Source organism: Labrenzia sp. ATLA3, assembly GCF_057180185.1.
This window is the reverse complement of the sequence record NZ_JBXUKV010000008.1, coordinates 330580-356918: the sequence shown is the minus strand read 5'-3', so window position 1 is coordinate 356918 and position 26339 is coordinate 330580. Positions and strand designations below refer to the sequence as shown.

The following is a 26339-nucleotide window of genomic DNA, read 5'->3' as shown; positions in this document are numbered from 1 at the left end:
ATGGTCGAGGATTTTGGAGAGACGACGGCTGTGAACGGCGGAGACGCGAGACAGTTTTGTCTCACGTTGAAGGCAGAGCCGCTGGAGCTGAGCTGGCATCACTGCGGCCTTACGTCGGATTTCATCGGGGAATATTTCAGCCGGGCCTGCGGCAAGGGCATCGACCAGGTCGATGCGCGCCACAGCATCAGTTACATGATCAACGAGATCCTTGAAAATGCGATCAAGTTCCGCCACGGCGGTGATGTTACGATTCACAGCTCGCTGGAAGAACAGACCTTCGAAATCCGGATCGTGAACTGCATCGACCAGGAAACGGCCACCAAGTTTCAAGGTCACCTGAAAAGCCTGCTCGAACGCGAACCGGGAGAGTTGCTTCTGGAGCGTATCGAGGAGAACGCCCTTGACCCGGATTCCTCCGGCTCGGGCCTCGGTTTGCTCACACTTATGAGCGACTACGAAGCCAAATTGGGCTGGTCTTTCGCGTCTGAGCGTGTAAGTGAAGGCGTTGAGTTGACGACATATGCGTCTTTGCGACTTTCCTGATCGCTGACAAATTCCAAAGGAAGATACCAAAATGGAAATCAGCACGAACGATTACCGCGTTTGGACTGAAGGCTCCGACATCCACTACGAAGGAACGATGCGGCTTTCAGGAACGGACGCCTATGCCCCTATTCTGGAGATCATGAATTCCGTTCTGGCAGCCAAGCCGGAACTTATCACCATGGATCTGACCAGCCTGGAATTCCTGAACAGCTCCGGCATCAACCTGCTCGCCAAATTCACGATCGAAATCAGAAAGCAGCCGGAAGTCGGCGTTCGCGTTCTTGGGTCCAAATCCATTCCCTGGCAGTCGAAATCGCTCCGCAACCTTCAGCGTCTGCACCCGGCGCTTGAACTGACGATTTCCTGATCCAGCAGCCTGCTGCAAGCACACCGGAAATGCCCGCAAACTTCCGGCCTCGGTTTCAAGAGCGCCGGATGTTTTGTGAATGTCGTTGGTGCATGGACTGCGTTCAACCAGATGAGCGCTCACATCTTCTGCCGAAGCTGATGCCCTGGCCTCCCAATCGACTTGACGTTCAGAGGTACTGACACCTACGCGTCACCACTCTGGCCACCAAGGCTAAGGCACGGTTCCAGCGTGTTGCCCGCCAACTCGTCTTCAGATCCGCACAGTTCAAAAACCTCTTGGCGGGCAATGCGATCCGGCTGAATATGATGCTCGCACCGCTGGCTTCTTCTCCGGGCCAACGCCCCGAACGGGTCCAGCGACATGGCTTTTGAAACGTTGCTGTTCTTCCGCTCCCCGTCAGCGCCATCTTCCGGAGACCTTTATGACCCTGTCTGCTGAAGCCGTCGAAATCCTGAAATCCGTCAGCACCGCGACGCTCACCACGATCCTTCTGAAAAAGGGTCTGCGCAATGTCTGGATCCGCGGGGCGATGCCGCTCGACCGCTCCAGGCCGCGGATTGTCGGACCGGCATTTACCCTTCGCTTCGTGCCCGCGCGGGAAGACCTGGCAACACCCGCCTCCTGGGGCTCTCCCATTTCAACGCGGGCGGCCATCGAGGAGATGCCGGAAGGATGTATTGCGGTCATTGATGCAATGGGCGCCCGCGATGCCGGTGTCTTCGGCGATATCCTTTGTGCCCGCATGCGCAAGCGCAATGTTGCCGGCATGGTGACCGACGGCACGGTGCGCGATCTGAGCGGTGTCCTGGCATCCGACCTGCCGGTCTGGTGCAGTGGCGTGTCCGCCCCGCCTTCGGTGGCCGGTCTTACCTTCGTCGGCTGGCAGGAAACCATTGGCTGCGGCGGTGTTGCCGTTCTTCCGGGCGATATCATCGTGGCCGACGGCGATGGCGCGGTCGTGATCCCGGCAGCCACTCTCGATGAGGTTCTGAAAGAAGCGCCGGAACAGGAGCGGATGGAGGCCTGGATTGTCGAGCAGGTCGACGCCGGTGCGCGCCTGCCGGGGCTCTACCCGATGAACGAGGAAACCCGGGCGCGGTACGAAGCCGAACGCTGAAGGGTGCCGGGGATCTGCATTCGTTAAAGGAAGCTGACGACGATGCCGCCTGCCTTCCGAGCATCCTCCGGCCAGACCATTCTGATAACCGGTGCTCGGGCACCTGTTGCCCTGCATCACGCCCGGCTGTTTCATGCGGCCGGATGGCGCGTTGTTCTGGCCGACATGCCCGCTCGGCCGCTTTCCAGTTCAAGCCGTGCCTGCGCCTGCTATCAGCGCCTGCCATCGCCGAGGTTCCATCCGGAAGAATTCGCCGATGCGCTCGACGCTTTGCTTGAGCGCGAAAAGCCGACCCTGATTGTCCCGACGTGCGAGGAGGTCTTCTATCTGGCTGCTCTTCGGGAGAGGCGCGGGCTTGCGGTGGATCTGTTCGCACCGGGTTTCGACCTGCTTCAGGCTGCCCACAACAAGCATGACTTCATCAGGCTGTGTGAGAGGTTCGGCATCGCCGTGCCGGAAACTAGGTTGCTGACGTCCCCGGAGGATCTCACCGACCAGCGTACGGAAGCGAGAAATCTGGTATTCAAACCGGTCTGGTCCCGCTTCGCCAGTCAGGTTCTCGTTTCGCCCACCGCTGGCAAGTTGCAACAGGTGGTGCCAAGCACCGCGATGCCCTGGGTCGCACAGGAGCGGTTGTCGGGAGAGGAAATCAGCGCCTTTGCTGTGGCACGCGGCGGTAAGGTGCTGGCAGTATCGATCTACCGCTCGCTTTACCGGGCGGGTGCCGGGGCCGGGGTTTGCTTTGAACCGGTCACGGACACAGCAGCACGGGACTTTGTCGAAACATTCGCCCGCAGCACCGGCTGGACGGGTCAGGTCTCCTTTGACCTGATGCGGCTTGGAGATGGCTCGGTGCGACCGCTGGAATGCAATCCACGCGCAACCAGCGGCCTGCACTTTTTCCAAGACGCGGACCGGTTTGTCCGCGCGCTAACGATAGGTGGCAAGGAAGTCTTGCCGGACGTATCGCGCATTCAGGCGGTGCGTCTTGCCATGTGGGTCTATGGCCTGCCCGCAGCACTCCGCTCACGGAACATCCGGCACTTCCGCAAGGTGCTCGGCGCGGCAGAGGAGATCCTTGGAACCGCAGACGATCCCGCGCCCGGCCGTGCACAAATACCCGCCCTGCTGGAAATCGCGGCCATTGCCCTGCGCAATCGCATCAGTCTTCAGAGCGCCAGCACAAGGGATATCGAGTGGAACGGGCCGGATCAAAGTTCGATATAGGCGGTTCTGGGGGACTGCCCAGCGCCCGGTAGCTCGCCTTGTTCAATTGCCTCGATGGCCCGGCGCAAATAGTCGAGCGGCCCGATCAGGGGCCTTGCGTCCGGAAACCGCGCTGCGTTTTCAAGCGAGGACGTCAGCACGCGGCGGTCCTGTTCCAGAGCGATGCGGAACATGGGTTGGAACACCCAGGACTTGATCCGGTCGAGGACGCTCTTGTGCGGACCGATCAAGCAACCGATGCCTTCAACACGTCCATCGGCCGCCTGCCGCAGATGAAAGGTGGTTGCCAGCGCGAGGCCGTTTTCGCCCCAGTATTCCAGCTCGGCGATACCGGTAAACCGATAGCGCCCGACTGTCCGCACCCGTCCGGCTTCCAGCAGCTTGCTGATCAGACCGTGCTGCCGGTCTTCTCCCGTATAGACGGCCTCGACCCAGCCCGGTCCGCCGGTGATATCGACCCGAACCCGGTGGCGCTTGCTGCTGAGGCCGCGCAGCAGGCCCTTGTGGGTGAAGTGGGTGTGGGTCGCATCGAGGATGTTTTCAGCGGTATCGATCAATGTCGAACGGGTGCTGCTGCGCACCAGTCGCACCAGCACCTTTTTGCCTTCCATCGGGTGCAGGTAAGGTTCGCCGGCCGGGTCTCCTCTGGAGAGAAAAACGACGCCGTCCTTCACGAATGTCTTGAGGCCGGGAATGCGGTATCCCGGCACATCCCCCAGATGACCCGGAATGGCGGTACAGCGTCCGCTGCCGTCAAACCGCCAGCCGTGATAGGGGCATTCGATCTCGCCCCCGACGACCTTTCCTTTCGACAGCTCCATCAGCCGGTGCGGGCAGCGATCGGCCAGAGCCGCGATGCCGGTCTCGCTGTTGAACAGCGCCACCGGTTCGCCGCCAAACTCAAGCCGCAACGGTCGCCGACTGACATCTTTCACAAGCGCGACGGCCTGCCAGATATCCTTTGATGAAGTCATAGGTCGAAGGCCTCCAGAAGGGGGATGCCGATGCGCGACAGAAGCGTTTCAAGGCTCAGCACCGCCAATTGTTTGCGCCGTGAAAGGTGACCGGTATAGACGGCAGTAAACTCGATTTCCGGCTCTGCGCCCCGCAGGCGTTTGAAGTGGCCCGCGCCCGCACTCATGTTGAAAAAGAGAGTGTGCCGTTCGGCGATCTCCTGGCCCGCTGCCATCACCAGCCGATAGAGCCCATCCTTCAGCGGCAGGCGGGTATCGTATCCGACCAGCGGCTGCGTCAACGTGCGGCCGTTTGCAAAGAAACCGGCGACCGCTGCCAACTGGCCGTCCGCGTCGCGATACCCAAGCAGTTGGAACAGGCCCCGTTGGTGACATTCGCGGATGTAGGTTGCCGTGTACTGCGGATTGAGCGGGGTGTACTTGTCGAGATAGAGCATCTTGTAGAGCTCTGCGGCACGGGCAAAATCCTGCCCGCTGAAACTGTCGTTTTCCGCGAGCCGATAAGACGTACGCTGCATCAGCTTCGCGTCATAACGGCGGTTTTGCGTCTGCTTGTCTGGCGTCTTGTCGCCCGAATAGAGATAGATCCGCCGGGCGGCCAGAAGCCTGAACCCCGCCTGCCTGAGGGCATTCATCGTTGTTCGGTCGGCCCGGCCATTGAGCGACCGGATGACGATGGCATGCTCGGGATGGCGCTGCGATAGGGTGCTGGCAATCTCGCGGGCTGCGGCCGGGTCGATCTCCGGCACGGGATTGGTCGACAGCAGCCAGTTGTTCACCTGCACCTGCCGGTCAAGCCCACTGGCCGCGATCAGGGGCGCACAGGCCCGGATCAGCGGTCGCACCAGGCGGTAGGTCAGCGGCGACTTCAGGAAGTTGCGCGTTTCCTCGATGGCATAGTCGATATAGGCGGCGCTGGGCGAGCAGATGTAACACGTCGGTGGGTGGCTCGGTTCGTTGATCGTCACCGGAAAACAGCGCCCGGCAATCTCCAGCAAACTGACGCGTGTTGTGAGGTTGGCGACAAGATCCGGCATTGCAAAATCGTTGCACAAGCGCACGAAGGCGCGGACGGTCTGCGGATCGTTGCTTACGCCTCCGCTGTCCGAAGGGCCCTGTATGACCGGATCCTGTGCCGTCGTCATGGCCGGACCTGCCGCTTCAGCCGGCATTCCACCCGCCGCAGCTTGCGGGGGCTTTCCAGGGGTAAACGTTCCCGGCGAAGGGAAATTGCTGGTGTCAGCCCCTGTGTGCTCAGGGTCTTGCCGAGTGCCATGCGCGCCGCTTCAGCACTTGTATCCGGCAGATCGGGTGGCAGCAGCAGGGTCACCGATCCATCGTCTTCCTGCACAAGGCGAAAATCGGAAATCTCGCGGGAAGCGTCCAGAACCGCATTGCGCAGGATGTCGGGTGTGACAGGCACGTCCACTCCCGCCGCGTTGGCGAAGACAAAGATATCGTCCATCCGCCCGACCACTTCATCGACGGCCTGAAGCGGCGAACCGCAGGTGCAGGGTTCCGAAGACAGACGCAAGAGGTCGTTCATCCGGTATCTGGCCATGATCTGGAAATCGCGGCGAAAGCCTGTCACCAGCGGGGTGACAAGACCGTTGGCAATCGGCTCGAACTCGAAAAAATTGGCATCCTCGGCAAGGTGCAGACGGCCATGGGCGCATGTGACGGCAAAAAGGCCTTCGGTTGCCATGTATATCTGTCCGAGTGTGAGGCCGAACCTCTGCTCGATGGCGGCCCGATCGACAGGGTCGAGCGTTTCCGCCCCGGCATAGAGCTTGCGGGGCGAAAGGCGGTTCGATGTTTCCGCCAGATGCCGCAACACCCTGGGTGGTGCGACGATGGTCGTCGGGCCGAAGGTTTCCAGATCGTCCTGCCAGGCGGCAATGCCTTGGCGCAGATCGAAGAACCGCAACTGCAATTGCCGCAGTTTGGCCGGGCTTTCGTAAAGCGATGAGGACTGCGGCAGAAGGATAGCAACCCGTTCCCGGTGCCACAGAAAGCCGGGTAGCGTTTTGGCCAGAATGGTGCCGAGCCATCGGAACCGTTCGGCCGCCGTGATGGCATAAAGACCCCGGTTGCCGCTGGTGCCCGTGCTGGCGCCGATGTTGATCCCGTCGATCTCGCCGCCCGCCTCCAAGGCCTGCCATCCGGCCTCTGTGGTGATCCGAGCTCTGTTGAAGGCCTCGAACCGGCCCATCACGGTGGCTTTGTCGATGATAGGCAGTTGGTCGAGGCGCGGTGGCGCGTCGCAGTAGAAATCGGCCTTGGGAAGTGACTGGCGCAGCCAGGCATCCAGCCGCCGTTTCTGCCAGTCTTCGAAAGCCTGTCGGGATCGGCCCCGGCGGCTGGTCCAGAGCGTTTCGGCAAAGGCAACGCCGGTCTGAAAACGCCCGCTCATTTCGGAGGCCCCGGCAAGTCGTAAGGGCTGACGGACGGATCGTGGCACAACAGAACGTCGCCGCCTTGCTTGCGAAACGCGGCGACCCGGCGGGTGCTGGAGGCGAGCGCCTTTCGATCCGAAGCAACAAGTGCGGCGGGCAGCCCGGGTGCCTTGCCGGGCTCAAGAGCCGCCGCACACCATTGGGCATCGACCGCATAAAGCAGCGGCATAGGCAGCTCGGCAAAGCAGATGCCGAAGTGGCCCTCGGCATGGCCGGGCAGGTCGACGGCAAGCAGGGTGCCGTCGCCAAAAAGATCGGCTCCCTGACCAAGCCCATGGGGGGCTGGCCTGACCGACAGCTTGTCGATATCGACGGTCCGCGTGGCAAGGTCGTGCGGCAGCAGCTCATCAAAGATACCGTGGCGCAGGTTCGCGAACCTGGAGCGTGCCTGGATACGCGCGAGCGTTGCTGCTTTCGCATAGACCCTCGCTTCTGGAAAAAGATGGAGCGCGGCAACGTGGTCGGCGTGAAAATGGGTCAGCACGATGGCTGTCACATCCGCTGGGCGCGCGCCCAGCCGATCAAGCACACGGGCCGGCTGATGCTCTTCGACCAGCTTTGGCCGCAGCAGATTGGCATAAAGCCGAAGCGGCAGGCTGCGTCCCGGCCCTTCGGTAACCCGGGGGCCGTAACCCGTATCGATCAGCACCAGTCCGGCTGCCGGGTGCTGATAAACGCCATAGCGTACCTTGAGGTGAAGCAGGTTCCATCCACCGCCTCGGACCACCAACCGTTCCGGCGCGGAGACGAATGCGCTGTTTGCAAACAACGGGGTCAACGGGCTTTCCCTTCGCCAAGTGTTTTTGCAAGGCCGGTTTCGAAATCGATCTGCGGACGCCAGCTCAGCAGCTGCGCCGCCTTGGAAATATCGAGGCTCTGGCGGAAGGCGAACAGGCCGAGCGTGTAGGGCGTCGCCAGAGGTTCGCCCACACCCGGCACCATCAGGCTCGCGCGCTCCAGGAGTTTCGCGGCGAGAACTGCCGGGGCAAGCGGGCGTTTCCGCCAGCGCACGGGAACCCCCTTGGCAGCACAGACACGGTCGACAATGAAACGCACGGGCAAGGGCTCGCCGCCGGATATGTTGAATGTCTCGCCTTCGCACGCGGGAGAGGCTGCAAGAGCGGTGTCGATGGCTGAGAGCAGATCATCGACATGGGTCAGGTCAATGGAGGCGGCTCCCTCCCGGAAAAGCGGCAGGGGGCGCTTGCGGGCCGCTGTCAGCAAACGGGGGAGGAGGGTCGTGTCACCAGCACCATAAAGGCCGCGTGGGCGCAGGTTGATGGGGCCAAGGTCGGCGCGTGCAAGCACCAGCCGCTCAGCGTCCGCTTTGGTTGCCGCATAGGCGTTGATAGGCGGCGGCAGCGGGTCGTCTTCCTGAAGGTTTTCCTTGTCCTTCATCTCGAAACAGACGGTGGGGGAGGAAATGTTGACGAAGCGGCGCACGCCAAGCGCACCGGCAAGACGAAGCAGGTGTTTTGTCCCGCTGACATTTGCCGCCTGAAAGGCGCTGCGCGGTCCCCAGGGCGCAGAGAGTGCTGCGCAGTGAACGATGGCGCTGACCGGGCCAAAGGGCGCGAACCGCTGTGGGGCGCAGGGTTGGGACAGATCCATGCGAACGACGTCGAAGCCCTCGGCCTCAAGCTGCTGACAGTACACTTCGTTGCGGCCAAGCGCGATGGGATTGGAGCCTTTGGCGTGCAAATGACGGATCAGCGCGCCGCCCAGAAATCCCGTTGCTCCGGTGACCAGCAGACGGCCCATGGTCAAATCTCCAGCGCCATGCCGCCAAAGGTGACGCCGGCCGATGTCCCGAGCAACAGAACACGCATGCCGGGCTCGATCCTGCCTTGACGCCAGGCAATATCGAGTGCGGTTGGCAGCGACGCTGCAATCTGGTTGCCGTGTGTGTTGCCGATGTCGACCACCTTGTCGCGGTCCATCCCGGTTTCCCGGATCATGTGCTCCAGCGCGAGCGGGCTCGCCTGATGCGGGACGACAAGGTCGATATCCCGCCGGTCCCATCCGGCTTTCAACAGCAGTTCGTCAACAAACTGCGGAAAGTGCTTGTGCGTGACCCGGAAGAGCTCCTTGCCGTCCATGTGAAACACCGCATGACGGGCGAAGGCTTCGCGGTCCTTGTGAAAATCGAACCGCGTGCCGCCGGCTCCGATCTCGCACGCCGCATAGGCGGAAGGGTAGGTCCGCAGCAGCGAGGCTGCAATGCCGGAACCGGTTTCATCTGCTGTTGTCAGAACGGCTGCCGCGGCGCCGTCACCGAACAGGGCGGCAACTTCGGGCTGGTCTTCCCACGGCAAGGCCCGCGAGGCGATGTCCGCGGCAAACACCAGTACTGACGAAGCTTGCCCCAGGGCAAGCTTGCTGGCGGCAAGCTCAACAGCGCTCAGAAACGAAAGGCAGGTGGCGTTGACGTCGTAGGCTGCTGCCGTGCCATCGGCAAAACCCAGTCTCTGCATCACCAGCGGCGCGGTTGCCGGCAGCGTCTGATAGGGAATACCGCACGCGCCGAGGATGAGATCGATGTCCTTCGGCGTTTGGCCCGCTTTTTCCATCGCGGCTTTGCAGGCCGAAACCGCCAGATCTATCTGGCTTTCCTCTGCTGCGACGAACCGGCTTGAAACGCCTGACAAATTTTTTATTCGCCCGGCAGGGAACCCAAGCCGGCGGTCAAGCGTTACGGAAGTGATGGACTGTGCTGGCAAGGCATGCCCAGTGCCGGCAATTCTGATGGGAAGAATGGATGCGGCCTCCGTTAGCGAACCGGTCCGGACCGGCTTCAGACAAGGAACTAAGTCACGGGCGGAAGACACGCAAGACGGATGGAAGACTGGGTAGGCTGGTAACACCCATGATCTGCGGACGCTGCACTACTTTGCGCCCCTGCCAACCGCCGGCATCGCCTATGGCGGGTCTTCTGATCACTGCCTGGGCTTCATCGTATCGGCGCTTCTGACAAGGAGCATGTGCCTATTGTGCGACCTGGGCTTGTCCAACTGCAGACTTCCCCTTCTTTTAACGTAAAGTATTCAATGAAATCCGATTTTATTCTAAAAGAATTATTTGAGATATGTCTCAGTAGAGAAAAATATAAGATCACCGCATTTTTACAGTCTTGCGAAAAGACAATATGTTACACAGCAATGCTGCTGTGCACAATATGTGGGAAGCCGTTCTAACTTAAACATTTTTTTATTCTGAATTTGTCCGAAGGGGTGGTCGAGCAGGGGTGGTTCGTGTTTTGTTATGTAAATGTCGCAAATGAGCGCCTTGGATACGAAAAAATCTCGGATGCTGTATTTGTGAAGTTGGCAAGAAACTGCTCAAGAAAGATCGAAAGGGGAGACATATGACAAAGTCTAAAGACGCCGAGATGCTTGAGAGGCTTGAATCAGCGGCCCGCACGGGAGGAATCAGCAAGCGTGATTTTCTTCGTTATTCCGTGTTGGCCGGACTGACAGCAAGCACCGCGACGGGCCTCTGGTCCACCAAGGCGAAAGCGCAGCCCAAGCAGGGCGGGACGTTTCGCTGGGGGATCCATGACGGCAACACCTCAGACTCCCACGATCCGGGCACCTATCTGACCCGTGTAATGATTTTCCTCGCCCATACCCACCGCAGCTACCTGACCATGATCATGGGCGACGGTTCGCTGGGGCCGGATCTGGCCGACAGCTGGGAAGCCAGCGCTGATGCGTCCGAGTGGACCTTCAAACTCACCGAAAACGCCACGTTCCATAGCGGCAAGAAGCTGACGGCTGATGATGTTATCGCCTCGCTGAACCACCACCGTGGCGACAAGACCACATCCGCTGCCAAGGCGCTGCTGACGGATGTCACCGACATCACCAAGGATGGTGATTACACCGTTATCGTGAAGCTTTCCGGCGGCAACGCCGACTTCCCGTGGTTGATGACCGACTATCACCTGGCAATCTGCCCGGCCAATGACGACGGCACGATTGATTGGCAGTCCGGCGATGGGACGGGGCCCTACAAGATCGACAACGGCGAATTCGGTGTCCAGTTCAGCCTCAGCCGGCATGACGGCTGGCACCGCGAAGGTGCCTACTTCGACAAGGTTGACCTGATCACGTTGAACGACCCGAATGCCCGTCAGACGGCGCTCGTCACCGGCGATGTGGACGCGGTCTCGCTGATCGAGCTGAAGACCATGGGGCTGCTGCAGCGCAATCCGAACATCAAGATCCACAACATCCCGTCCGCGGGTGCGATCACGATGCCGATGTTCTGCGACACTGCGCCGTTTGACAATCCGGACGTGCGCAACGCCCTGAAGCTGTCGATCAACCGCGACGATATCATCGAGAAGATCACTTTCGGTGCGGCGACCAAGGGAAATGACTTCCACCATTCTCCGGCCCAGCCTTACTGGCCGGACGATATTCCGCAGCGCGACTACGATCCGGATCAGGCCAAGTCCCTGCTCAAGAAAGCGGGTGCGGAAGGGCTTACGGTCAGCCTCAGCACAGCGGACAGTGTCTATGCGGGCGCAGTCGACATGGCGGTTCTTTTTGCCGAGCACGCCAAGGCAGCGGGTATCAACATCAATGTCGTGCGTGAGCCGAACGATGGCTACTACTCGGACGTCTGGCTGAAGAAGCCGTTCTGCCTGGTGTCCTGGGGCGCGCGTCCGACACCCGATGTCATGTACACGCTGGCCTACAAGGACGACGCGGCCTGGAACGAGTCCCATTGGAAGAACCCGCGCTTCAACGAGCTTCTTCTGCAGGCCAAGGCCGAGCTGGACGACACCCGGCGTGCGGAAATGTATCGCGAGATGGCCATGCTTGCGCGTGATGATGGCGGGACAATCATTCCGTTCTTCAACAACTTCGTCTACGCTAACAGCACGAAGGTGGGTACGCCGGAAAAACTGGCTGCCAGCTGGGAAAACGACGGCGCCCGCGCTGCCAGCCGCTGGTGGTTCGAGTCCTGATTGAAGGCTCGGGTGGCGGCTCATGCCGCTGCCTGCAATCTGGCCCTGCCCCGGTCTCGGGGCAGGGCCGTCCTGGACGGACAGGACTCCTGCCAAAGCAAATCAAAAAAAGCTGACAGGAAACCTGCCCGATGTGTGTCCGGTGGCGCCATGAGCCGTGCCGGGCTTTCCAATTTTGGAGGGACATATGGGGGACATCCTAAAGCTGGTCCTAAAGAGACTTGGCTTAGGTGCGATCACATTGCTTGTGGTCTCTATCCTGATCTTTTTTGCAGTCGAACTGCTGCCCGGCGACATCGCCCAGGCCGTTCTCGGACAGGGGGCAACGCCTGAAACAGTCGCCGCCCTGAGAGAGAAACTCGGCCTCGACCAACCGGCCGTCTTTCGATACGTCCATTGGCTCGGCGGTGCTCTCACCGGCGATTTCGGTGTCTCGCTCGTCTCCGGCGAACGGGTCAGCGCGGCCATCAGCGGCCGGTTCGTCAACACGCTGTTCCTGGCAACCTACGCCGCTGTCATCGCGGTGCCGGTTTCCATTGTTCTCGGCGTGATCGTCGCTCTGTTGCGCAACACCCTGTTCGACAGGGTTGCCAACGTTCTCACGCTGACATCGATTTCCTCGCCGGAATTCTTTCTCGGCTACATTCTCATCCTCTATCTGGCGGTCAAGACCAACTACTTCCCCGCCATTGCCAGCCTCAGCGCGGACATGAGCTTTGGAGATCTGTTGCATCGAACGTTCCTGCCCGCGCTGACCCTGGTGCTGGTGGTAACGGCACATATGATGCGAATGACGCGGGCCGCGATCATCAACCTTTTGGCTTCGCCCTATATCGAGATGGCGCGGCTGAAAGGGGTGCCGCCCTGGAAAGTGATCGTCAAGCACGCCCTGCCCAACGCCTGGGCGCCGATCATCAACGTGGTTGCGCTCAATCTCGCCTATCTCATCACCGGTGTGGTCCTGGTGGAAGTTGTCTTCGTCTATCCGGGCGTTGGTCAGCTTCTGGTGGACGCAGTCGCCAAACGCGATTTCCCGATCGTGCAGGCCTGTTGTCTGATCTTCGCCGCAACCTTCATCCTGCTGAACCTGGCAGCCGATGTGGGCGCGATCCTGACCAATCCGCGTTTGCGGCATCCGAAATGAGGGCAGCGACATGAGCACATTCGTTATCGGCTACTATGCGCTGCTGATCGGGGCTTCCTGCCTGGCAGCCTATTTCAACAAGCGCAATATCTTCATTCTTGTCTTCTCCCTGACGATGATTTCCTTCATCACCGGGATCATCGGTGGTACTCCGGCCTTGCGGTTCATCACCACGGCCGCAGGCGCTCTGGCGCTCGCAGCCGGGACATCCTATGCGTTCCGTGAATTCCTGATCATCATCACCCCCGAAGGTGTCGCCAAGGAATTACGCACAGCGCCTCTCACGGCCTCCTTCGGGATGTTCGTGATCTTCACCTACGCTCTTGCCGGGGTCTTTGCCCCTGTGATCGCCCCCTTCGGGGAAGCGGAAGTGATTTCGTCGGCCTTTGCGCCGCCGGATGAAACCATGCTTCTGGGGGCTGACCAGCTCGGACGCGACATGTTCAGCCGCATCATCTATGGGGCGCGCAACTCTGTCGGCCTCGCGCTGCTGGCAACCTTGCTGGCCTTCTTCATGGGCGCATTTGCCGGTCTGCTCGCTGCCACCAAAGGCGGTTGGTTCGATCAGTTCATCGGCCGTCTTGCTGACGTCATCATGTCTGTGCCGTCGCTGATTTTCGCTCTGCTGATGCTCAGTATCTTCGGCACCAACCTGGTGGTGATCGTGATCGTGGTCGCGGTGATTTATTCTCCACGCGTCTTCCGCCTAACGCGGGCGGTTGCCGGTAACGTGGTGGTCATGGATTACATCGAAGCGGCCAAGCTGCGCGGTGAAGGCACCTGGTACCTGATCCGGCGGGAAATCCTGCCGAACTCGACAGCGCCTCTGATCGCCGAATTCGGTCTGGAATTCTGCTTCGTGTTCCTGCTCATCGCCGGTCTGTCGTTCCTGGGCCTCGGCATTCAGCCGCCGACCGCTGACTGGGGCTCGATGGTGCGCGAAAACGCGACGCTGATCTCGTTTGGCGAAATGACACCGCTGATCCCGGCAGCAGCCATCGCGCTTCTGACAGTCGCGGTGAATTTTGTCGTCGACTGGATGCTGTTCCGGTCTTCCGGTCTGAAGGAGGTTTGAGAATGGTGCCGAGAAAAGACGTTCTGCTTCGGGTCTCCGATCTCCGGATCGAGGGCTATTCCGACGAGAAATGGGTCGAGATCGTCCATGGCGTCGATCTCACCCTTCACAAGGGCGAGGTGCTGGGGCTGATCGGCGAGTCCGGCGCCGGTAAATCGACCATCGGTCTGGCCGCCATGGGCTTTGCCCGCGATGGCTGCCGGATTTCCGGCGGCTCCATCGAGTTCGACGGCATGGAACTGACAACGACGCCGGAAAGCGATCTCCGGGCACTGCGCGGATCGCGCATTGCCTATGTCGCCCAGTCGGCGGCCGCCTCGTTCAATCCGGCACACCGGATCATCGACCAGCACACGGAAGCGCCGATCCAGTACCGCATCCAGAAGCGGGTCGAGGCGCAGGAAGACGCCATGCAGCTTTATGAGCGGCTGCGTCTTCCCAACCCGGGTGAAATCGGCTTCCGCTACCCGCACCAGGTCTCCGGTGGCCAGTTGCAGCGCGCCATGACCGCGATGGCCATGGCCTGCCGGCCGGATCTGATCATCTTCGATGAGCCCACAACCGCCCTCGACGTGACAACACAGATCGAGGTTCTGGCGGCGATCCGGGACATTGTCGACCAGTTCAACACCGCGGCAATCTACATCACGCACGATCTGGCGGTCGTGGCGCAGATGGCCGACACCATCAAGGTGCTGCTGAAAGGCGAGGAGGTCGAGGAAGCGCCGACCGAACAGATGCTCGATTCGCCCAAGGAGGACTACACCAAGAGCCTTTGGGCGGTTCGCAGCTTTCAGCGGCCGCAGAAGCAGCGGCCGTCGGAGCCTGACACGCTCCCGATCGTCTCTGTTCAGGGCATCGACGCTGCCTATGGCAAGACCAAGGTTCTGGACGATGTCTCCTTCGACATCTATCCGGGCATGACGGTTGCCGTCGTTGGTGAATCGGGTTCCGGCAAGTCGACGACGGCGCGCTGTATCACCGGTCTGTTGCCACCGACGAAGGGGCAGATCCTGTTCAAGGGCGAACCGCTGCCGCCGCGCTATCAGGACCGAAGCAAGGATCAGCTCCGCCAGGCGCAGATGATCTATCAGATGGCCGACACCGCGTTGAACCCGAAGATCCGGATCAGCGAGATCATCGGCCGGCCGGCCCAGTTCTATGGCGGGCTGCGTGGTGCCAAGCTGAAAAACCGTGTCGATGAATTGCTCGACCTGATCGAGCTGGAGCCCTCAAAGTTCTACAATCGCTATCCGCCGGAACTTTCCGGTGGCCAGAAACAGCGTGTGGGCATTGCAAGGGCGCTTGCGGCCGATCCCTCCTTCATCATCTGCGACGAGGTGACGAGCGCGCTCGACCAGCTTGTGGCGGAAGGCATTCTGAAGCTGCTCGACAGACTGCAGCAGGAGTTCAACCTGGCCTATATGTTCATCACGCACGACCTGGCAACAGTGCGCTCCATCGCGGACGAAGTGGTGGTGATGCAACGAGGCAAGGTGGTGGAGCAGGGGCCGAAGGACGAAATGTTCACGCCGCCGCACCACCCCTATACGGATCTGCTTCTGTCTTCGGTTCCCGAAATGGATCCGAATTGGCTGACGACACTTCTGGAAGAACGCGGCACCGACGCCATCGGCGAAGCGGCCGACGTCTGACCGCAAGCGGCCAATTGGCCGCAAAAACGAAATCACCCCCGGAAAATCCGGGGGTGATTGAAACGCTGCGGTGTGTTCCGTCAGGCGTGCGGGATCAGCCGACCATAAGGTAGCCGGAAAGAGCCATCGCACCCACGATAACCGCATACACACCTACCAGTGCCGGCCAGGAGCCGCTCTGTGACTTGTATTCGCGAATGAGATCGTCCCGGGTCATACCGACCTCCAGAAATGCACGCTACTTGAGCGGACTGGTGAATATTTGATCTGCCGGACAAATACGGGAGGAAAGTTAAGAATTCAATGAGTCGAAACACTAATCTGCCTCCTATTTTTGCATAACTGTTCTGCGCCCTATTCACACATGGCATAGCAGGCTGGCCGAACGCCCTGCTGCAGGCTCCTTCCGTGAGGCGGCAGCGCCAGGAAAGACACTTCAGGCCCTTGCAAGGCCGTGCCGGAAAACGGTATCCGTCACGCGCGCAGCGAAGCTGGACCGCCTGTCGGTGGACCGGCCGGTCCGGATAACCGGAGTTACCGCAATCGCTCCCAATCACCTGTCCACGTGGCCTCCACCGGCTGCGGGCAACGACGGCGACAGACTGAGATGATCGACACACCCTATTATTTGATCGACAAGGCAAAGCTTCTCCGCAACATGGAGAAGATCGCCTATGTACGCGAGAAGTCCGGCGCCAAGGCCCTGCTGGCGCTCAAGTGCTTTGCCACCTGGTGTGTGTTCGACTTCATGCGCGACTACATGGACGGCACCACCTCGTCCTCGCTGAACGAAGTCCGTCTGGGGCACGAGCGCTTCGGCAAGGAGACCCACGCCTACTCCGTGGCCTATGCCGATTACGAGATCGATGACGTGATCTCCCATGCCGACAAGATCATCTTCAACTCCATCAGCCAGCTGGAACGGTTTGCCGACAAATCCTCCGGCATCGTGCGTGGCCTGCGTCTCAATCCGATGGTCAGCTCGTCCAGCTTCGACCTTGCCGATCCAGCCCGGCCGTTCTCCCGCCTCGGCGAATGGGATGTCGACAAGATCGAGAAGGTCATGGATCGGATCAGCGGTTTCATGATCCACAACAACTGCGAAAATGCCGATTTCGCGCTGTTCGACCGCATGCTCGGCGATATCGAGACAAAGTTCGGCGCGCTTCTGCACCGGGCGGAATGGGTCAGCCTTGGCGGTGGCATCCACTTCACGGGGGACGACTATCCGCTCGACCTTTTCGCAGGCCGCCTCAAGGCTTTCGCCGAAAAATACGGCGTTCAGGTTTACCTGGAACCGGGCGAAGCCTCGATCACCCGCTCGACAACGCTGGAGACCACCGTGCTCGACACGCTGTTCAATGGCAAGAACCTCGCCATCGTCGATGCGTCCATCGAGGCACATATGCTGGACCTGCTGATCTACCGGGAAACAGCGAAAGTGATGCCGAACGAAGGTCCGCACAGCTACATGATCTGCGGCAAGTCCTGCCTTGCCGGCGACATATTCGGCGAGTTCAACTTCCCTGCCGAACTCAAGACCGGTGACCGGGTTTCCATTCAGGACGCGGCGGGTTACACGATGGTCAAGAAAAACTGGTTTAATGGCGTGAAAATGCCCGCGATTGCGGTCAAGGAAGTGGACGGAACGGTCCGCGTTGTTCGTGAGTTTTCATACCAGGACTACGAACAAAGTCTGTCTTGAGACTTGAACCCTTAACACCCCGAAGGTCCAAGGAAGGTATCTTTATCAAATGAAAAAGACTGTTCTCATCATCGGCGCCGGAGGTGTCGCTCAGGTGGTGGCGCATAAGTGCGCACAGAACAACGATGTTCTCGGCGATATTCATATTGCCTCGCGCACCAAGTCAAAATGCGACGACATCATCGCAACCGTGCATGCCAAGAAGGCCCTGAAGCAGCCGGGTGTTCTGGAAGGACATGAACTCAACGCGCTGGACGTTGCCGCCACCTGCGCCCTGATCCGCAAGACTGGCGCGCAGATCGTCATCAACGTCGGCACCGCTTTCTTGAATATGTCCGTTCTCAGCGCCTGTCTGGAGACGGGAGCCGCCTATATCGACACAGCCATTCACGAAGAGCCGGGCAAGATCTGCGAAACCCCGCCCTGGTATGCGAACTACGAATGGAAACGGGCTGAGGAATGCGCCGCCAAGGGCGTTACCGCCGTTCTCGGTGCCGGTTTCGACCCGGGCGTCGTCAACGCCTATGCGCGCCTTGCCAAGGACGACTATCTCGACAAGGTGACCGAGGTCGACATCGTCGACATCAATGCCGGCAGCCACCAGCGCTATTTCGCCACCAACTTTGACCCGGAGATCAACTTCCGCGAATTCACCGGAACGGTCTATTCCTGGCAGGAAGGCAAGTGGCAGGAAAACAAGATGTTCGAGATCGGCAAGGAATACGACCTGCCGGTGGTTGGCAAGCGCATGGCCTATCTGTGTGGCCATGACGAAGTGCATTCCCTTTCAAAGAACATGGACGGCGCGGACGTCCGCTTCTGGATGGGCTTCGGCGAGCACTACATCAACGTCTTCACCGTTCTGAAGAACATCGGCCTTTTGTCCGAACAGCCGGTCATGACGGCTGAAGGGCAGGAGGTCGTGCCGCTGAAGGTGGTCAAGGCCTGTCTTCCGGACCCGTCTTCGCTGGCACCTGAATATACCGGCAAGACCTGCATCGGGGATTTCGTCAAGGGCACCAAGGACGGCAAGGACCACGAGGTCTTCATCTACAACGTGGCAGACCACAAGGAAGCCTATGAGGAAGTGGGCAGCCAGGGCATTTCCTACACCGCCGGTGTTCCGCCCGTCGCGGCCGCCATGCTGATCGCCACCGGCGAATGGGACGTGAAGAAGATGGCCAACGTAGAAGAGCTGCCGCCGCATCCTTTCCTCGCCATTCTCAACCGCATCGGCCTGCCGACCCGCATCAAGGATGCCGACGGCGACCGTGCGCTGGAGTTCTGAACCGGCCTGTTTTGAAGACCGTTAAATTGCTCAGCCCCGGTCATCACCGGGGCTGTTTGCTTTTGGTGGCGTCTTCATGGAGCGCTGTCAGACCAGCCAGTTGGAAGCGCCAGAACATGGAAACCGCGGCGGTGATATCCGCCTCTTCCTCAAAGCGCATGAGAATGCTGGAGAGTGTCGTCAAAGTGTTGGTGAAGATCTGTTCCAGAAGCATCCGCACATGAGGCCCGTTGTCCGCCGCGCCGCTATTGGCCAATGTGCTTTCGACCATCATCGAGACCATGCGCGCGCCGAATGCTTCGTAGGCCGTTCCACCCCCGCGGCTCATCAGGATGACGGCAACATGACGATGAGCTATCCAGAAATGCAGAAGATCTGCCGCATCGCGTGAGCCGGTGTGGGTCAACGCTTGCCAGTCGGGCCGCCCCGAAAATTCGGACACCCGTCGTTCCAGGATGCCGGCGTACCGCTCGGCGAGCGCCTTCGGAACGACCTGATCGAACAGGGCCGCCTTGTCCTTGGCATATTTGTAGAGATTGCTGGTGCTTGTGCCGGCGCGCGCTGCAATGTCGGAAAGGCGTGCATCCTTGAAGCCCTGTTCGGCGAAGACCTCTCCTGCGCTTTTCAGAATAGCCTCGCGCAGCTCTTCCTTGAGGACCTGCACCATCAGCCGAGCTTTCGAAACAGGCTTTGCAGGCGCGGTGCCCACGGACGGGCCTGTTCCAGTTGAAACGCCAACTGGAAAAGAAGGGCGTCCTGATCCTTCCGGGCCACGAAATGGCTTCCTATCGGAAGCCCGGAGCGCCCTTCGAACAGCGGCACCGACATCGCCGGACATCCGCTTAGCGAGGCCGGCGCCGTATAGGCCGCCGATCGTTGGAAAAGCTGTTTCAGTCGCTCAACAGGCGCGTCCGGCGCATAGGTACCCAAGGGAAATGCGGCAAACGGAACGGTCGGGCTCAGGAGCACATCGACATCGTTCAGCGGTTGAGCCGCCAAGGCCCCCAACTCGGCCAGTGTTTTCTGCGCGGCGATCATGCTGCGCGTATCAAGCGTCTCTCCTCGCTCCGCGAGCATCCGTGTATAGGGCTCGAGTGCCTCTAAGGGAGGTTTGGCTCCGGTCATTTGCTCGATCTTCGCCAGGATCCCGAAAACCGACGCAGACATGAGATCGAGGACGGCTTCCACACCGGCCCCGTCAGGTTGCTGGGGCATTTCGACAGGCACGATTTCATGACCGAGCGAGGCGCAGAGTGCGCTCGCCTGCTCGAAGACCTCAAGAACCTCCTTCTCGGCGTATTGTCCGAAACAATCACGGGCGTGGACACCAATTCGCAGTCTCGGGCAATTTTCGCGCAGTTCGTCATCGGCTTGCAGATTGTGTGCCTCGGTCTCGGTGACGCGCAGCCAGGCAGCGCTGTCGCGAACGCTTCGGCTGACGCAATGCTCGCTGAGGATGTTCCACGTCGGTGCTTCGGGAGGGACATCGGCCTGCACGGTTCGTCCCCTGCTTGGCTTGAACCCGAACAGACCGGTATGGGAGGAAGGACCGCGGATCGACCCACCGCCATCCGAAGCCTGCGCGACCGGCACGATGCCTGCGGCGACCGCTGCGACCGCACCGCCGGATGATCCACCGGTTGAACGGGTTGGATCCCACGGATTTCGTGTGGCACCAGTTGCCAGACTTTCGGTGGTCCCCATCAAGCCGAACTCGGATGTCGTGGACTTGCCGAAGACGACCAGGCCGGAGGTCTTGAGTGCATTGATATAAGGCGAGGACGTCTGCGCCAAATAGCCCTGAAACAAGCGTGATCCATATCCGCAAGGCAGGCCGGGATATGCACTCAGATCCTTCACCAGCGTAGGCACCCCGGCAAAAACACCACCCCGGTCGCACTGCTGCGCCTGCTCTTGAGCGACGTCAAAGTCGACGGATGCCAGCGCATTCACCAACGGGTTGACCCGTTCCACCCTGCGCTTGGCAGCTTCAAGCAATTCCCTCGGCTCCACCTCACCTGAACGGACCAGTTCAGCCTGGCCGGTGGCATCAAGATCAATATCGAGAGACGCATCTGACATCGGAGCTATCCAATACTAAAAGAGAATCATAAATTCTCTTTTAGGCTAACGTCTCCGCCTCGTCAAATCGAAGACGAACGAGCGAAGAAAAAACGCTCAATCAAGGAAAGGGAAGAGGAAACCTGGCCGAGCAGCGTCTCGAGTTCTGATCAGGCAAAAAGCGACGCGGGCAGCGAACACCACAGACAATCGACACCCCGTTCAGCACGAGGTTGAACCCATGTCTCCGGCACAAACCGCTATCTACGTCTCTGGGCCGGAAAATGAGGAAAGTGGCGCACCCGACAGGATTCGAACCTGTGACCACTGCCTTCGGAGGGCAAGGGATATTGAGTTTTCTAGGTTTTTTGAGATTCCGTGAAATTCAGTAAGGAGCTGAAATAAAACAAAAAATTACCAAAATCATTGATTTGCGTTCCTTGACGTTCTGCCTCCGGTGGTTACTATTTGGTTACTTTTTGGAAAAGTAACCACCAGCGGCAAGGGGCGCGCATGTCAGCGGGAACCACCAAAATCGGGTTTATCAATCGCAATCGCCAGAAGGTGATCCGCAATACCGAAGCGCCCGGGAACGATCACAATCAAAAGGTCTACGAGTTGGAGTGTCTTGAATGTGGTCACCGATACGGTGCGAACGGCTCTGATATCTTTCAGCGCCGTTGCCCAAAGCACGACAGCGGTCGGCCTGGGCTCGACATATGAGTAAGCGTCTCACGAAATCGACGATCGATGCTGCGAAGCCGGAAGCGTCGGACTACTTCCTTTGGGACGGCGAATTGAAAGGCTTCGGGCTCAAGGTTTCGAAGGGAGGCCGCAGGACCTACATCTGCAAGTACCGCGTTGGCACTGGCCGAACGGCGCCGTCTCGCCGCATGACGATTGGTGCACATGGTTCGCCGTGGACGCTCGACCAGGCGCAGGCGGAAGCGCGAAAAATCCTCGGACGAGCTGCTAACGGCGAGGATCCTGCAAAAGAGAAGCAAGATGAGAAAAAGCAGATTACCGTTTCTCAGCTCTGCGACCTTTACCTTCAGCATGGTGCAGGCACAAAAAAAGCCAGTACGCTGGCGACCGATAAAGGCAGAATAGAGCGCCACATCAAACCGCTGCTGGGCCGCAAGAAGGTACCTGCGGTCACGCGGGCGGACATCAGGCGCTTTCTGCAGGACGTTGCCAATGGCAAGACCGCCAGGGATGAAAAGACGGGTCTGCGCGGCCGCGCAATTGTTCGGGGCGGCCAGGGCACAGCAACAAGAACGGTGGGCCTGCTGGGCGGTATTTTTTCCTATGCGCTCGACTGCGGCATGATCGAAACAAATCCGGTCCGTGGCGTGAAGCGTTTCAAGGACAAGAATGGTCAGCGCTATCTCAGCCAGCAGGAACTCGTTGCGCTGGGCAAGGCGTTGCAAGTCGGCTTGGAACAGGGACTGAACCCGCAGGCATTGGCGATCCTGAAGTTGCTTGTCTTCACCGGAGCACGAAAGGGTGAAATCGAAACCCTGCGCTGGAGTGCGATCGATTTCGAAACTGGCTACCTCCGCTTGGAGGAGTCCAAGACCGGCCAGAAGGCGTTTCCGCTGAATGCCGGTGCCTTGGAAGTGCTTGCCGGCATCCCGCGCCTCAGCGGGACCAACTTTGTTTTCCCTGCGCTGCGTGGTGAAGGCCACTATGAGGGCACGCCAAAGATCTGGCGGAAGGTGCGGGAAATGGCGGACCTGCAGGATGTCCGGCTCCACGATTTGCGCCACAGCTTTGCAAGTATTGCGGTCTCAGGCGGGGTGAGCCTGCCGGTGATTGGGGTGCTGCTAGGGCACGCAGACAGCACGACAACGCAGCGCTATGCCCATTTGCACGATGATCCGGTCAAGGCGGCGAGTGAAGCGATTGGGAACAGCCTCAAGGCGTTGTTAGACAATTCAACCTCACAGGCCCATTCCGAAGGTGAGATGAGCTGATTTCGTGTGAGGGACTCAGACCAACGCCTGCCATATGAATAGCTTTTCAATATTGTTCTCCGAACTTGGAAACTGCATCAATCTCAGTCCAAAGTAAGGAATCTTTCAATTTTGAAGTGCATCGAACTGGTGATGCGCTCACACGGAAAATCGTATGCGAAATAGCAATGCCATCGGCCTCGGACTAAACGAGCAAGAAGCTACGCCCAAAACGCCTTACCGCCGGAAGGCTTGGCTGAGAATATCAGAGCGTCAAAACGGCCGGCACACTCCACCTGCGACATTCCCTGACCCCGAAATTTGGATCCCAGAAACCCATCTAAGGTTGAAGGAGGCCTTTGAGCTTGTCGGAATGCGATTTGTTCCAGAGTGGACTGGTAATGAGCGAAATGCGCGCGCGGTCGATGCGGAACCTGACCCGCCCTGGAACTGATTGCCAACGGGCATCATTCTAGAGACGCGCTACCAGATCATTTCAGATGACGGTGAAATTGAACTCGTCAGCAAAGAGCACGCCTTGAAATGGTGGTTTGAGCTTTTGCCTGTTCTTCGCGCTGAGTGGAAGGAGGAGCAGGAAGCTCAACGCCGCCAAAGTGCATGCTACGAAAAATTGAGAAACCTGTTGGCAGCGGGGGAGTCGCAAGCTCAGGTCCTGACGGAGAAAGGTCATCTCGTTGATGTTCCTCAAAGGATCTGGCGGAGCAGAAAAGGGCATCGGAATCTAAAAGCCGGCGTAGCAATTTCCGAACAAACAGACGGGGTCGAGCCAAAACATGTCAAAGGCATCTTAGTTGTCCGACATGACCAACTTGCATTGCTCAGGCCCAGTCGCGAAAGCGTCCCAGTTGCTCTGCCTGAAAGATCAGAAGTCGATGCAGAGAGGTTTCCATATTTGTCGCTGATGCTGGAAGCAGCGAAGTCAGAATTATTCGAAGGAGAAGAACGCGTCCGCACAGAAACGATTGTGGGTTGGCTGTCAGACAACTGGCCCCACGGGCTTGGGGGTAAATCGCCGAACAAGTTCTCGAACATGGCGACTCTGCTTAGGCGCCCTGAAGACGAAAAAGGCGGACAAACAAAGAGAAAGGTCCGGATGATTAAATAATTGACTTATAACGAATTTCCGTGGTCCGGATGTTTGGAAAAACCAACATCCGATCCCTTTGCACGTTTCGGATCGACACTTTTTTCTGAACTGTTCCCTCACTGGCCGGGGTGTTCCGGCACATGCTAAGTGATGGATCAATGAAGACGCTAACTCCACTTGTTCTCAGCGCAGACCAGGTCGCAAAGCTGCTCGGTCTTTCAATCAGCACGCTGGCAAAAATGCGACTGTCTAGCGCTGGGCCGGCCTATTCAAAGCTCGGCCGGCGTGTGGTGTATTGGCCCGAAGACGTCGATACCTGGATTGCATCAAACCGGTTTCAGTCGACCGCCGAATATGACGTGAAGCGGGGCTAGCAGCATGGCCGTTGTTACCCGTAAACGAAGCACCGATTTCGCCGTCATTCCGAATGCAGTCGCCGCCGACAAAGCCTTGTCCTTTGATGCGCGCGGTCTGCTCGTCTATCTGCTTTCAAAACCGAATGACTGGAAAGTACTCGTCAAGAACATTCAAAGCGAGGGCGGCATCGGCCGGGACAAGGCATACCGGCTCCTCAGTGAACTGATTGGCGCTGGCTACATCGAGAAGCAGGAAGTCCGAGGGCCAGGTTCTCGCTTCACGGATGTCACCTACATCGTCCACGACTGTGTTTTGCCAAAAGCTGCGAATGTCGACAGAAAGACGATGGCAGAAACAGCTGAGCCGATGGCCGACAACACCGATTCCTGGTTTTCCGGATCCGGAAAATCAGGACCCAATACAAAGAAAGGAAGGATACAAAGAACGGAGTCCCCCCCTACCCCCCGAAAAGGGGGATGAGGAATTGTGGGATGAAATCGTTGGCATGTGGCCGAAGAAGCATTTGCCCAGAAGCCTGCGCGCAGCAAAAGCGGTCTTTCAGAAACTGAGTGTCACTGAGCGGCAAGAGGCGCGCGAGACCTGCCGCTATTTCCTGCTGCGAAATTTTGGTCGAAAAGAAACGCCGTTGCTCATCCCCTATCTCAAAACGAAAGCCTGGCAGGAGTTTCTCGACGAGCCGCCGAAGGACGCAGAGGGTTACTTCATCATCGAGAACTTCCGTCCAGAGTGGGACGCATGGTTGGATCATATTCGGGTGACGAGAGGGGAAGACGCGGTCGCCAAGGAAAAACGCCGAGGAAAAATCCTGGCAAAACGCAGGTGGCCAACGTGAGAACGTTGGCCACGATGGCAATCACGCGTTTGCGCTGGGCGTAAAAGTCAGAGCGGCAACCGTCACAAACTGTAATGTGAAATCAAGCTGCGCGCCAATACCGGCCGCTGTAGATTGCAGATCCGAAGCGCGATGCCACAGCAACCTATTTGCCTCTCCAACGGCTAATCTCGCAGGTTGAGATTCAAGGCGTGCACTAAATTCGTTCTGAACACCGTGACTAAACGTTACCTGAAATCGCACAGAATGCTGATCGCAAGACATCGCTGGAGCACCTGAGCGGTTCTCTTCGATTGATGCCTAAGGTCCATTAGATGTTCGTGGCGCGACAAAATTGACCCAATTGAGCGCTCTGAAAACGTGACATGAAAACGAAACGTGTCCAAACCGGCTGAAAGGGGAACGGCGCGCTGGTTCACCGTTCTTGAAGCGGGCAACTTCACCAGCATGGCGCGCTTTCTGAGAAACGCTCCTGAGACCGGCATCAGAGCCTAGAGGAGGATGAGGTAGCGGCCAGGGGAGTGGTGCCCGGATAGCCGTCAGCATAGCCAACGACAGCAGTGAAAGCGCCGACGAGGAATTACTAGCCAGTCGTATTTATGATGCCAATAGTGCTTTGCGAACGGGACACCTGCTGCTTTATCATCCGCTAACACTGCAGTTTGGCGCGCGTATGATGTTCGGCGTGCACTACAGACTGAACCCGCGTCATCAAGCTCGGCAACCGCGCTGACCGCTGAGAAAGTGACGCGGATAGAGGTTTCGAAGGCAAGATTTTCTTCTGACCAAAGCTAGGCGCCCTTCCAGGGCGGCAATGTCTTCGACAACTAGAATAGAGACCAACTGAACACGAGAAGTATGCATGGGGACAAAAGAAGACATTCTGGAACAGATTGTCGAGGAATACCTTGTACACAATGGTTATTTTGTCCAACACAACGTCAAATTCCTGCCGCGCAAGGACCATCCCGATTACGTTCAGAACAAGGTTTCCAATCACAGCGACATTGACGTAATCGGCTACCACCCACTGCTGAAAGGAGTCCGCCGAGTACTTGTGGTCAGTTGCAAGAGCTGGCAAAGCGGATTCAATCCGGCGGCCGAAATCGATGCGGTCGAGAACCAGAAGATCCGTCGTGGCCGTCAGGCCTGGCAAGCCTTTCGCGAATTGGCCAGTCCAAAATGGTCTGAGGCCTTCATCGGTGTCATCAAGTATGCCACGGGCACCGACCGCTTTACCTACCTTACCGCTGTCACGCGGCTCACCGGCGACAAGGCGCTCTGGGAAAAGCATCGGAAATTCTCGGATGCCATCGGCGGTAATCCCTTACAGATACTCACCTTCGAAGAAATGGTGACGGACATTCAGGGCAAGCTGACGACGACGCTGGCCGCCACCGAAGTCGGCCGGATGCTGCAGCTCTTCTCAGCCGCAAGGATCAAGGTGACCTGACCTTCAAACGATAGGAA

Annotated in this window: 25 protein-coding genes; 16 read left to right on the top strand and 9 right to left on the bottom strand. The window is 58.9% G+C overall.

The annotated features are described in order from the left end of the window. From AC2A6O_RS23215 to AC2A6O_RS23200, 4 genes are all read left to right on the top strand, one after another. Positions 1-546, top strand: coding sequence for a slr1658 superfamily regulator (locus AC2A6O_RS23215; RefSeq protein ID WP_498930639.1), 546 nt, complete (start codon positions 1-3; stop codon positions 544-546). Between the two features lie 31 nt (positions 547-577). After that, on the top strand, positions 578-916 hold the full coding sequence (locus tag AC2A6O_RS23210) for a slr1659 superfamily regulator (RefSeq protein WP_148582075.1): 339 nt from the start codon (positions 578-580) through the stop codon (positions 914-916). A gap of 424 nt (positions 917-1340) precedes the next feature. Next, positions 1341-2036 carry a ribonuclease activity regulator RraA gene (locus AC2A6O_RS23205; protein ID WP_498930637.1) on the top strand — a complete coding sequence of 232 codons (696 nt, stop codon included), beginning with the start codon at positions 1341-1343 and terminating at the stop codon, positions 2034-2036. Positions 2037-2078: 42 nt separating this feature from the next. Beyond that, positions 2079-3263, top strand: coding sequence for an ATP-grasp domain-containing protein (locus AC2A6O_RS23200; protein WP_498930635.1), 1185 nt, complete (start codon positions 2079-2081; stop codon positions 3261-3263). Here AC2A6O_RS23200 and AC2A6O_RS23195 read toward each other — a convergent pair. From AC2A6O_RS23195 to AC2A6O_RS23170, 6 genes are read right to left on the bottom strand one after another with little or no spacing between them, the layout of a single operon-like run. Further along, complete coding sequence (locus AC2A6O_RS23195) at positions 3248-4237, bottom strand: Rieske 2Fe-2S domain-containing protein (protein ID WP_498930633.1); 990 nt, start codon at positions 4235-4237, stop codon at positions 3248-3250. The two genes, AC2A6O_RS23200 and AC2A6O_RS23195, sit on opposite strands and share 16 nt — an antisense overlap. Further along, on the bottom strand, positions 4234-5382 hold the full coding sequence (locus tag AC2A6O_RS23190; RefSeq protein ID WP_498930631.1) for a GNAT family N-acetyltransferase: 1149 nt from the start codon (positions 5380-5382) through the stop codon (positions 4234-4236). Before AC2A6O_RS23190 ends, AC2A6O_RS23195 begins: the two co-directional genes overlap by 4 nt. After that, on the bottom strand, positions 5379-6650 hold the full coding sequence (locus AC2A6O_RS23185; RefSeq protein WP_498930629.1) for a CoF synthetase: 1272 nt from the start codon (positions 6648-6650) through the stop codon (positions 5379-5381). The genes AC2A6O_RS23190 and AC2A6O_RS23185 overlap by 4 nt, the downstream gene beginning before the upstream one ends. Continuing rightward, positions 6647-7471, bottom strand: coding sequence for an MBL fold metallo-hydrolase (locus tag AC2A6O_RS23180; RefSeq protein WP_498930627.1), 825 nt, complete (start codon positions 7469-7471; stop codon positions 6647-6649). The genes AC2A6O_RS23185 and AC2A6O_RS23180 overlap by 4 nt, the downstream gene beginning before the upstream one ends. Next, positions 7468-8454: an NAD-dependent epimerase/dehydratase family protein gene (locus AC2A6O_RS23175; RefSeq protein ID WP_498930626.1), complete on the bottom strand. Its 987-nt coding sequence runs from the start codon at positions 8452-8454 to the stop codon at positions 7468-7470. Before AC2A6O_RS23175 ends, AC2A6O_RS23180 begins: the two co-directional genes overlap by 4 nt. Positions 8455-8456: 2 nt before the next feature. Beyond that, positions 8457-9341 (bottom strand): 3-oxoacyl-ACP synthase III family protein, encoded by an 885-nt coding sequence (locus AC2A6O_RS23170; RefSeq protein WP_498930624.1) that lies wholly within the window; start codon positions 9339-9341, stop codon positions 8457-8459. A gap of 716 nt (positions 9342-10057) precedes the next feature. Here AC2A6O_RS23170 and AC2A6O_RS23165 point away from each other — a divergent pair. The 4 genes from AC2A6O_RS23165 to AC2A6O_RS23150 all read left to right on the top strand — a co-directional run bounded on the left by AC2A6O_RS23165 (position 10058) and on the right by AC2A6O_RS23150 (position 15542). Beyond that, positions 10058-11668, top strand: coding sequence for an ABC transporter substrate-binding protein (locus tag AC2A6O_RS23165; RefSeq protein ID WP_148582083.1), 1611 nt, complete (start codon positions 10058-10060; stop codon positions 11666-11668). 187 nt (positions 11669-11855) lie between these two features. After that, positions 11856-12812 (top strand): ABC transporter permease, encoded by a 957-nt coding sequence (locus tag AC2A6O_RS23160; protein WP_148582084.1) that lies wholly within the window; start codon positions 11856-11858, stop codon positions 12810-12812. Between the two features lie 10 nt (positions 12813-12822). Continuing rightward, entirely contained in the window at positions 12823-13887 is a 1065-nt protein-coding gene (locus AC2A6O_RS23155) for an ABC transporter permease (RefSeq protein WP_498930621.1), read from the top strand. Positions 13888-13889: 2 nt separating this feature from the next. Further along, positions 13890-15542 (top strand): ABC transporter ATP-binding protein, encoded by a 1653-nt coding sequence (locus tag AC2A6O_RS23150; RefSeq protein WP_148582086.1) that lies wholly within the window; start codon positions 13890-13892, stop codon positions 15540-15542. A 94-nt stretch (positions 15543-15636) separates the two neighbouring features. Here the strand turns inward: AC2A6O_RS23150 and AC2A6O_RS23145 are convergent, their stop codons facing one another. Beyond that, positions 15637-15759 (bottom strand): hypothetical protein, encoded by a 123-nt coding sequence (locus AC2A6O_RS23145; RefSeq protein ID WP_286192510.1) that lies wholly within the window; start codon positions 15757-15759, stop codon positions 15637-15639. Between the two features lie 390 nt (positions 15760-16149). On the opposite strand from AC2A6O_RS23145, the gene nspC reads away from it, so the two are divergent. Both nspC and AC2A6O_RS23135 read left to right on the top strand, forming a co-directional pair. Then, complete coding sequence (gene nspC / locus AC2A6O_RS23140; protein ID WP_498930619.1) at positions 16150-17247, top strand: carboxynorspermidine decarboxylase; 1098 nt, start codon at positions 16150-16152, stop codon at positions 17245-17247. A gap of 49 nt (positions 17248-17296) precedes the next feature. Further along, complete coding sequence (locus AC2A6O_RS23135) at positions 17297-18535, top strand: saccharopine dehydrogenase family protein (RefSeq protein WP_498930617.1); 1239 nt, start codon at positions 17297-17299, stop codon at positions 18533-18535. Between the two features lie 43 nt (positions 18536-18578). Here AC2A6O_RS23135 and AC2A6O_RS23130 read toward each other — a convergent pair whose 3' ends face one another. Together AC2A6O_RS23130 and AC2A6O_RS23125 are read right to left on the bottom strand one after the other, a co-directional pair. Then, positions 18579-19202 carry a TetR/AcrR family transcriptional regulator gene (locus AC2A6O_RS23130; protein WP_148582089.1) on the bottom strand — a complete coding sequence of 208 codons (624 nt, stop codon included), beginning with the start codon at positions 19200-19202 and terminating at the stop codon, positions 18579-18581. Then, the gene (locus tag AC2A6O_RS23125) at positions 19202-20617 is read right to left on the bottom strand and encodes an amidase (RefSeq protein WP_498930615.1); all 1416 of its coding nucleotides are present in this window, start codon (positions 20615-20617) and stop codon (positions 19202-19204) included. The genes AC2A6O_RS23130 and AC2A6O_RS23125 overlap by 1 nt, the downstream gene beginning before the upstream one ends. A gap of 698 nt (positions 20618-21315) precedes the next feature. On the opposite strand from AC2A6O_RS23125, the gene AC2A6O_RS23120 reads away from it, so the two are divergent. From AC2A6O_RS23120 to AC2A6O_RS23095, 6 genes are all read left to right on the top strand, one after another. Continuing rightward, the gene (locus tag AC2A6O_RS23120) at positions 21316-22572 is read left to right on the top strand and encodes a tyrosine-type recombinase/integrase (RefSeq protein WP_498930854.1); all 1257 of its coding nucleotides are present in this window, start codon (positions 21316-21318) and stop codon (positions 22570-22572) included. 433 nt (positions 22573-23005) lie between these two features. Next, positions 23006-23677 carry a hypothetical protein gene (locus AC2A6O_RS23115; protein ID WP_498930613.1) on the top strand — a complete coding sequence of 224 codons (672 nt, stop codon included), beginning with the start codon at positions 23006-23008 and terminating at the stop codon, positions 23675-23677. A 140-nt stretch (positions 23678-23817) separates the two neighbouring features. Continuing rightward, complete coding sequence (locus AC2A6O_RS23110; RefSeq protein WP_498930611.1) at positions 23818-24033, top strand: helix-turn-helix transcriptional regulator; 216 nt, start codon at positions 23818-23820, stop codon at positions 24031-24033. Positions 24034-24037: 4 nt separating this feature from the next. Continuing rightward, positions 24038-24496 (top strand): hypothetical protein, encoded by a 459-nt coding sequence (locus tag AC2A6O_RS23105; protein WP_498930609.1) that lies wholly within the window; start codon positions 24038-24040, stop codon positions 24494-24496. Positions 24497-24500: 4 nt separating this feature from the next. Further along, complete coding sequence (locus AC2A6O_RS23100) at positions 24501-24869, top strand: hypothetical protein (RefSeq protein WP_498930607.1); 369 nt, start codon at positions 24501-24503, stop codon at positions 24867-24869. 862 nt (positions 24870-25731) lie between these two features. Continuing rightward, positions 25732-26322 (top strand): hypothetical protein, encoded by a 591-nt coding sequence (locus AC2A6O_RS23095; RefSeq protein WP_498930605.1) that lies wholly within the window; start codon positions 25732-25734, stop codon positions 26320-26322. Positions 26323-26339: the final 17 nt, after the last annotated feature.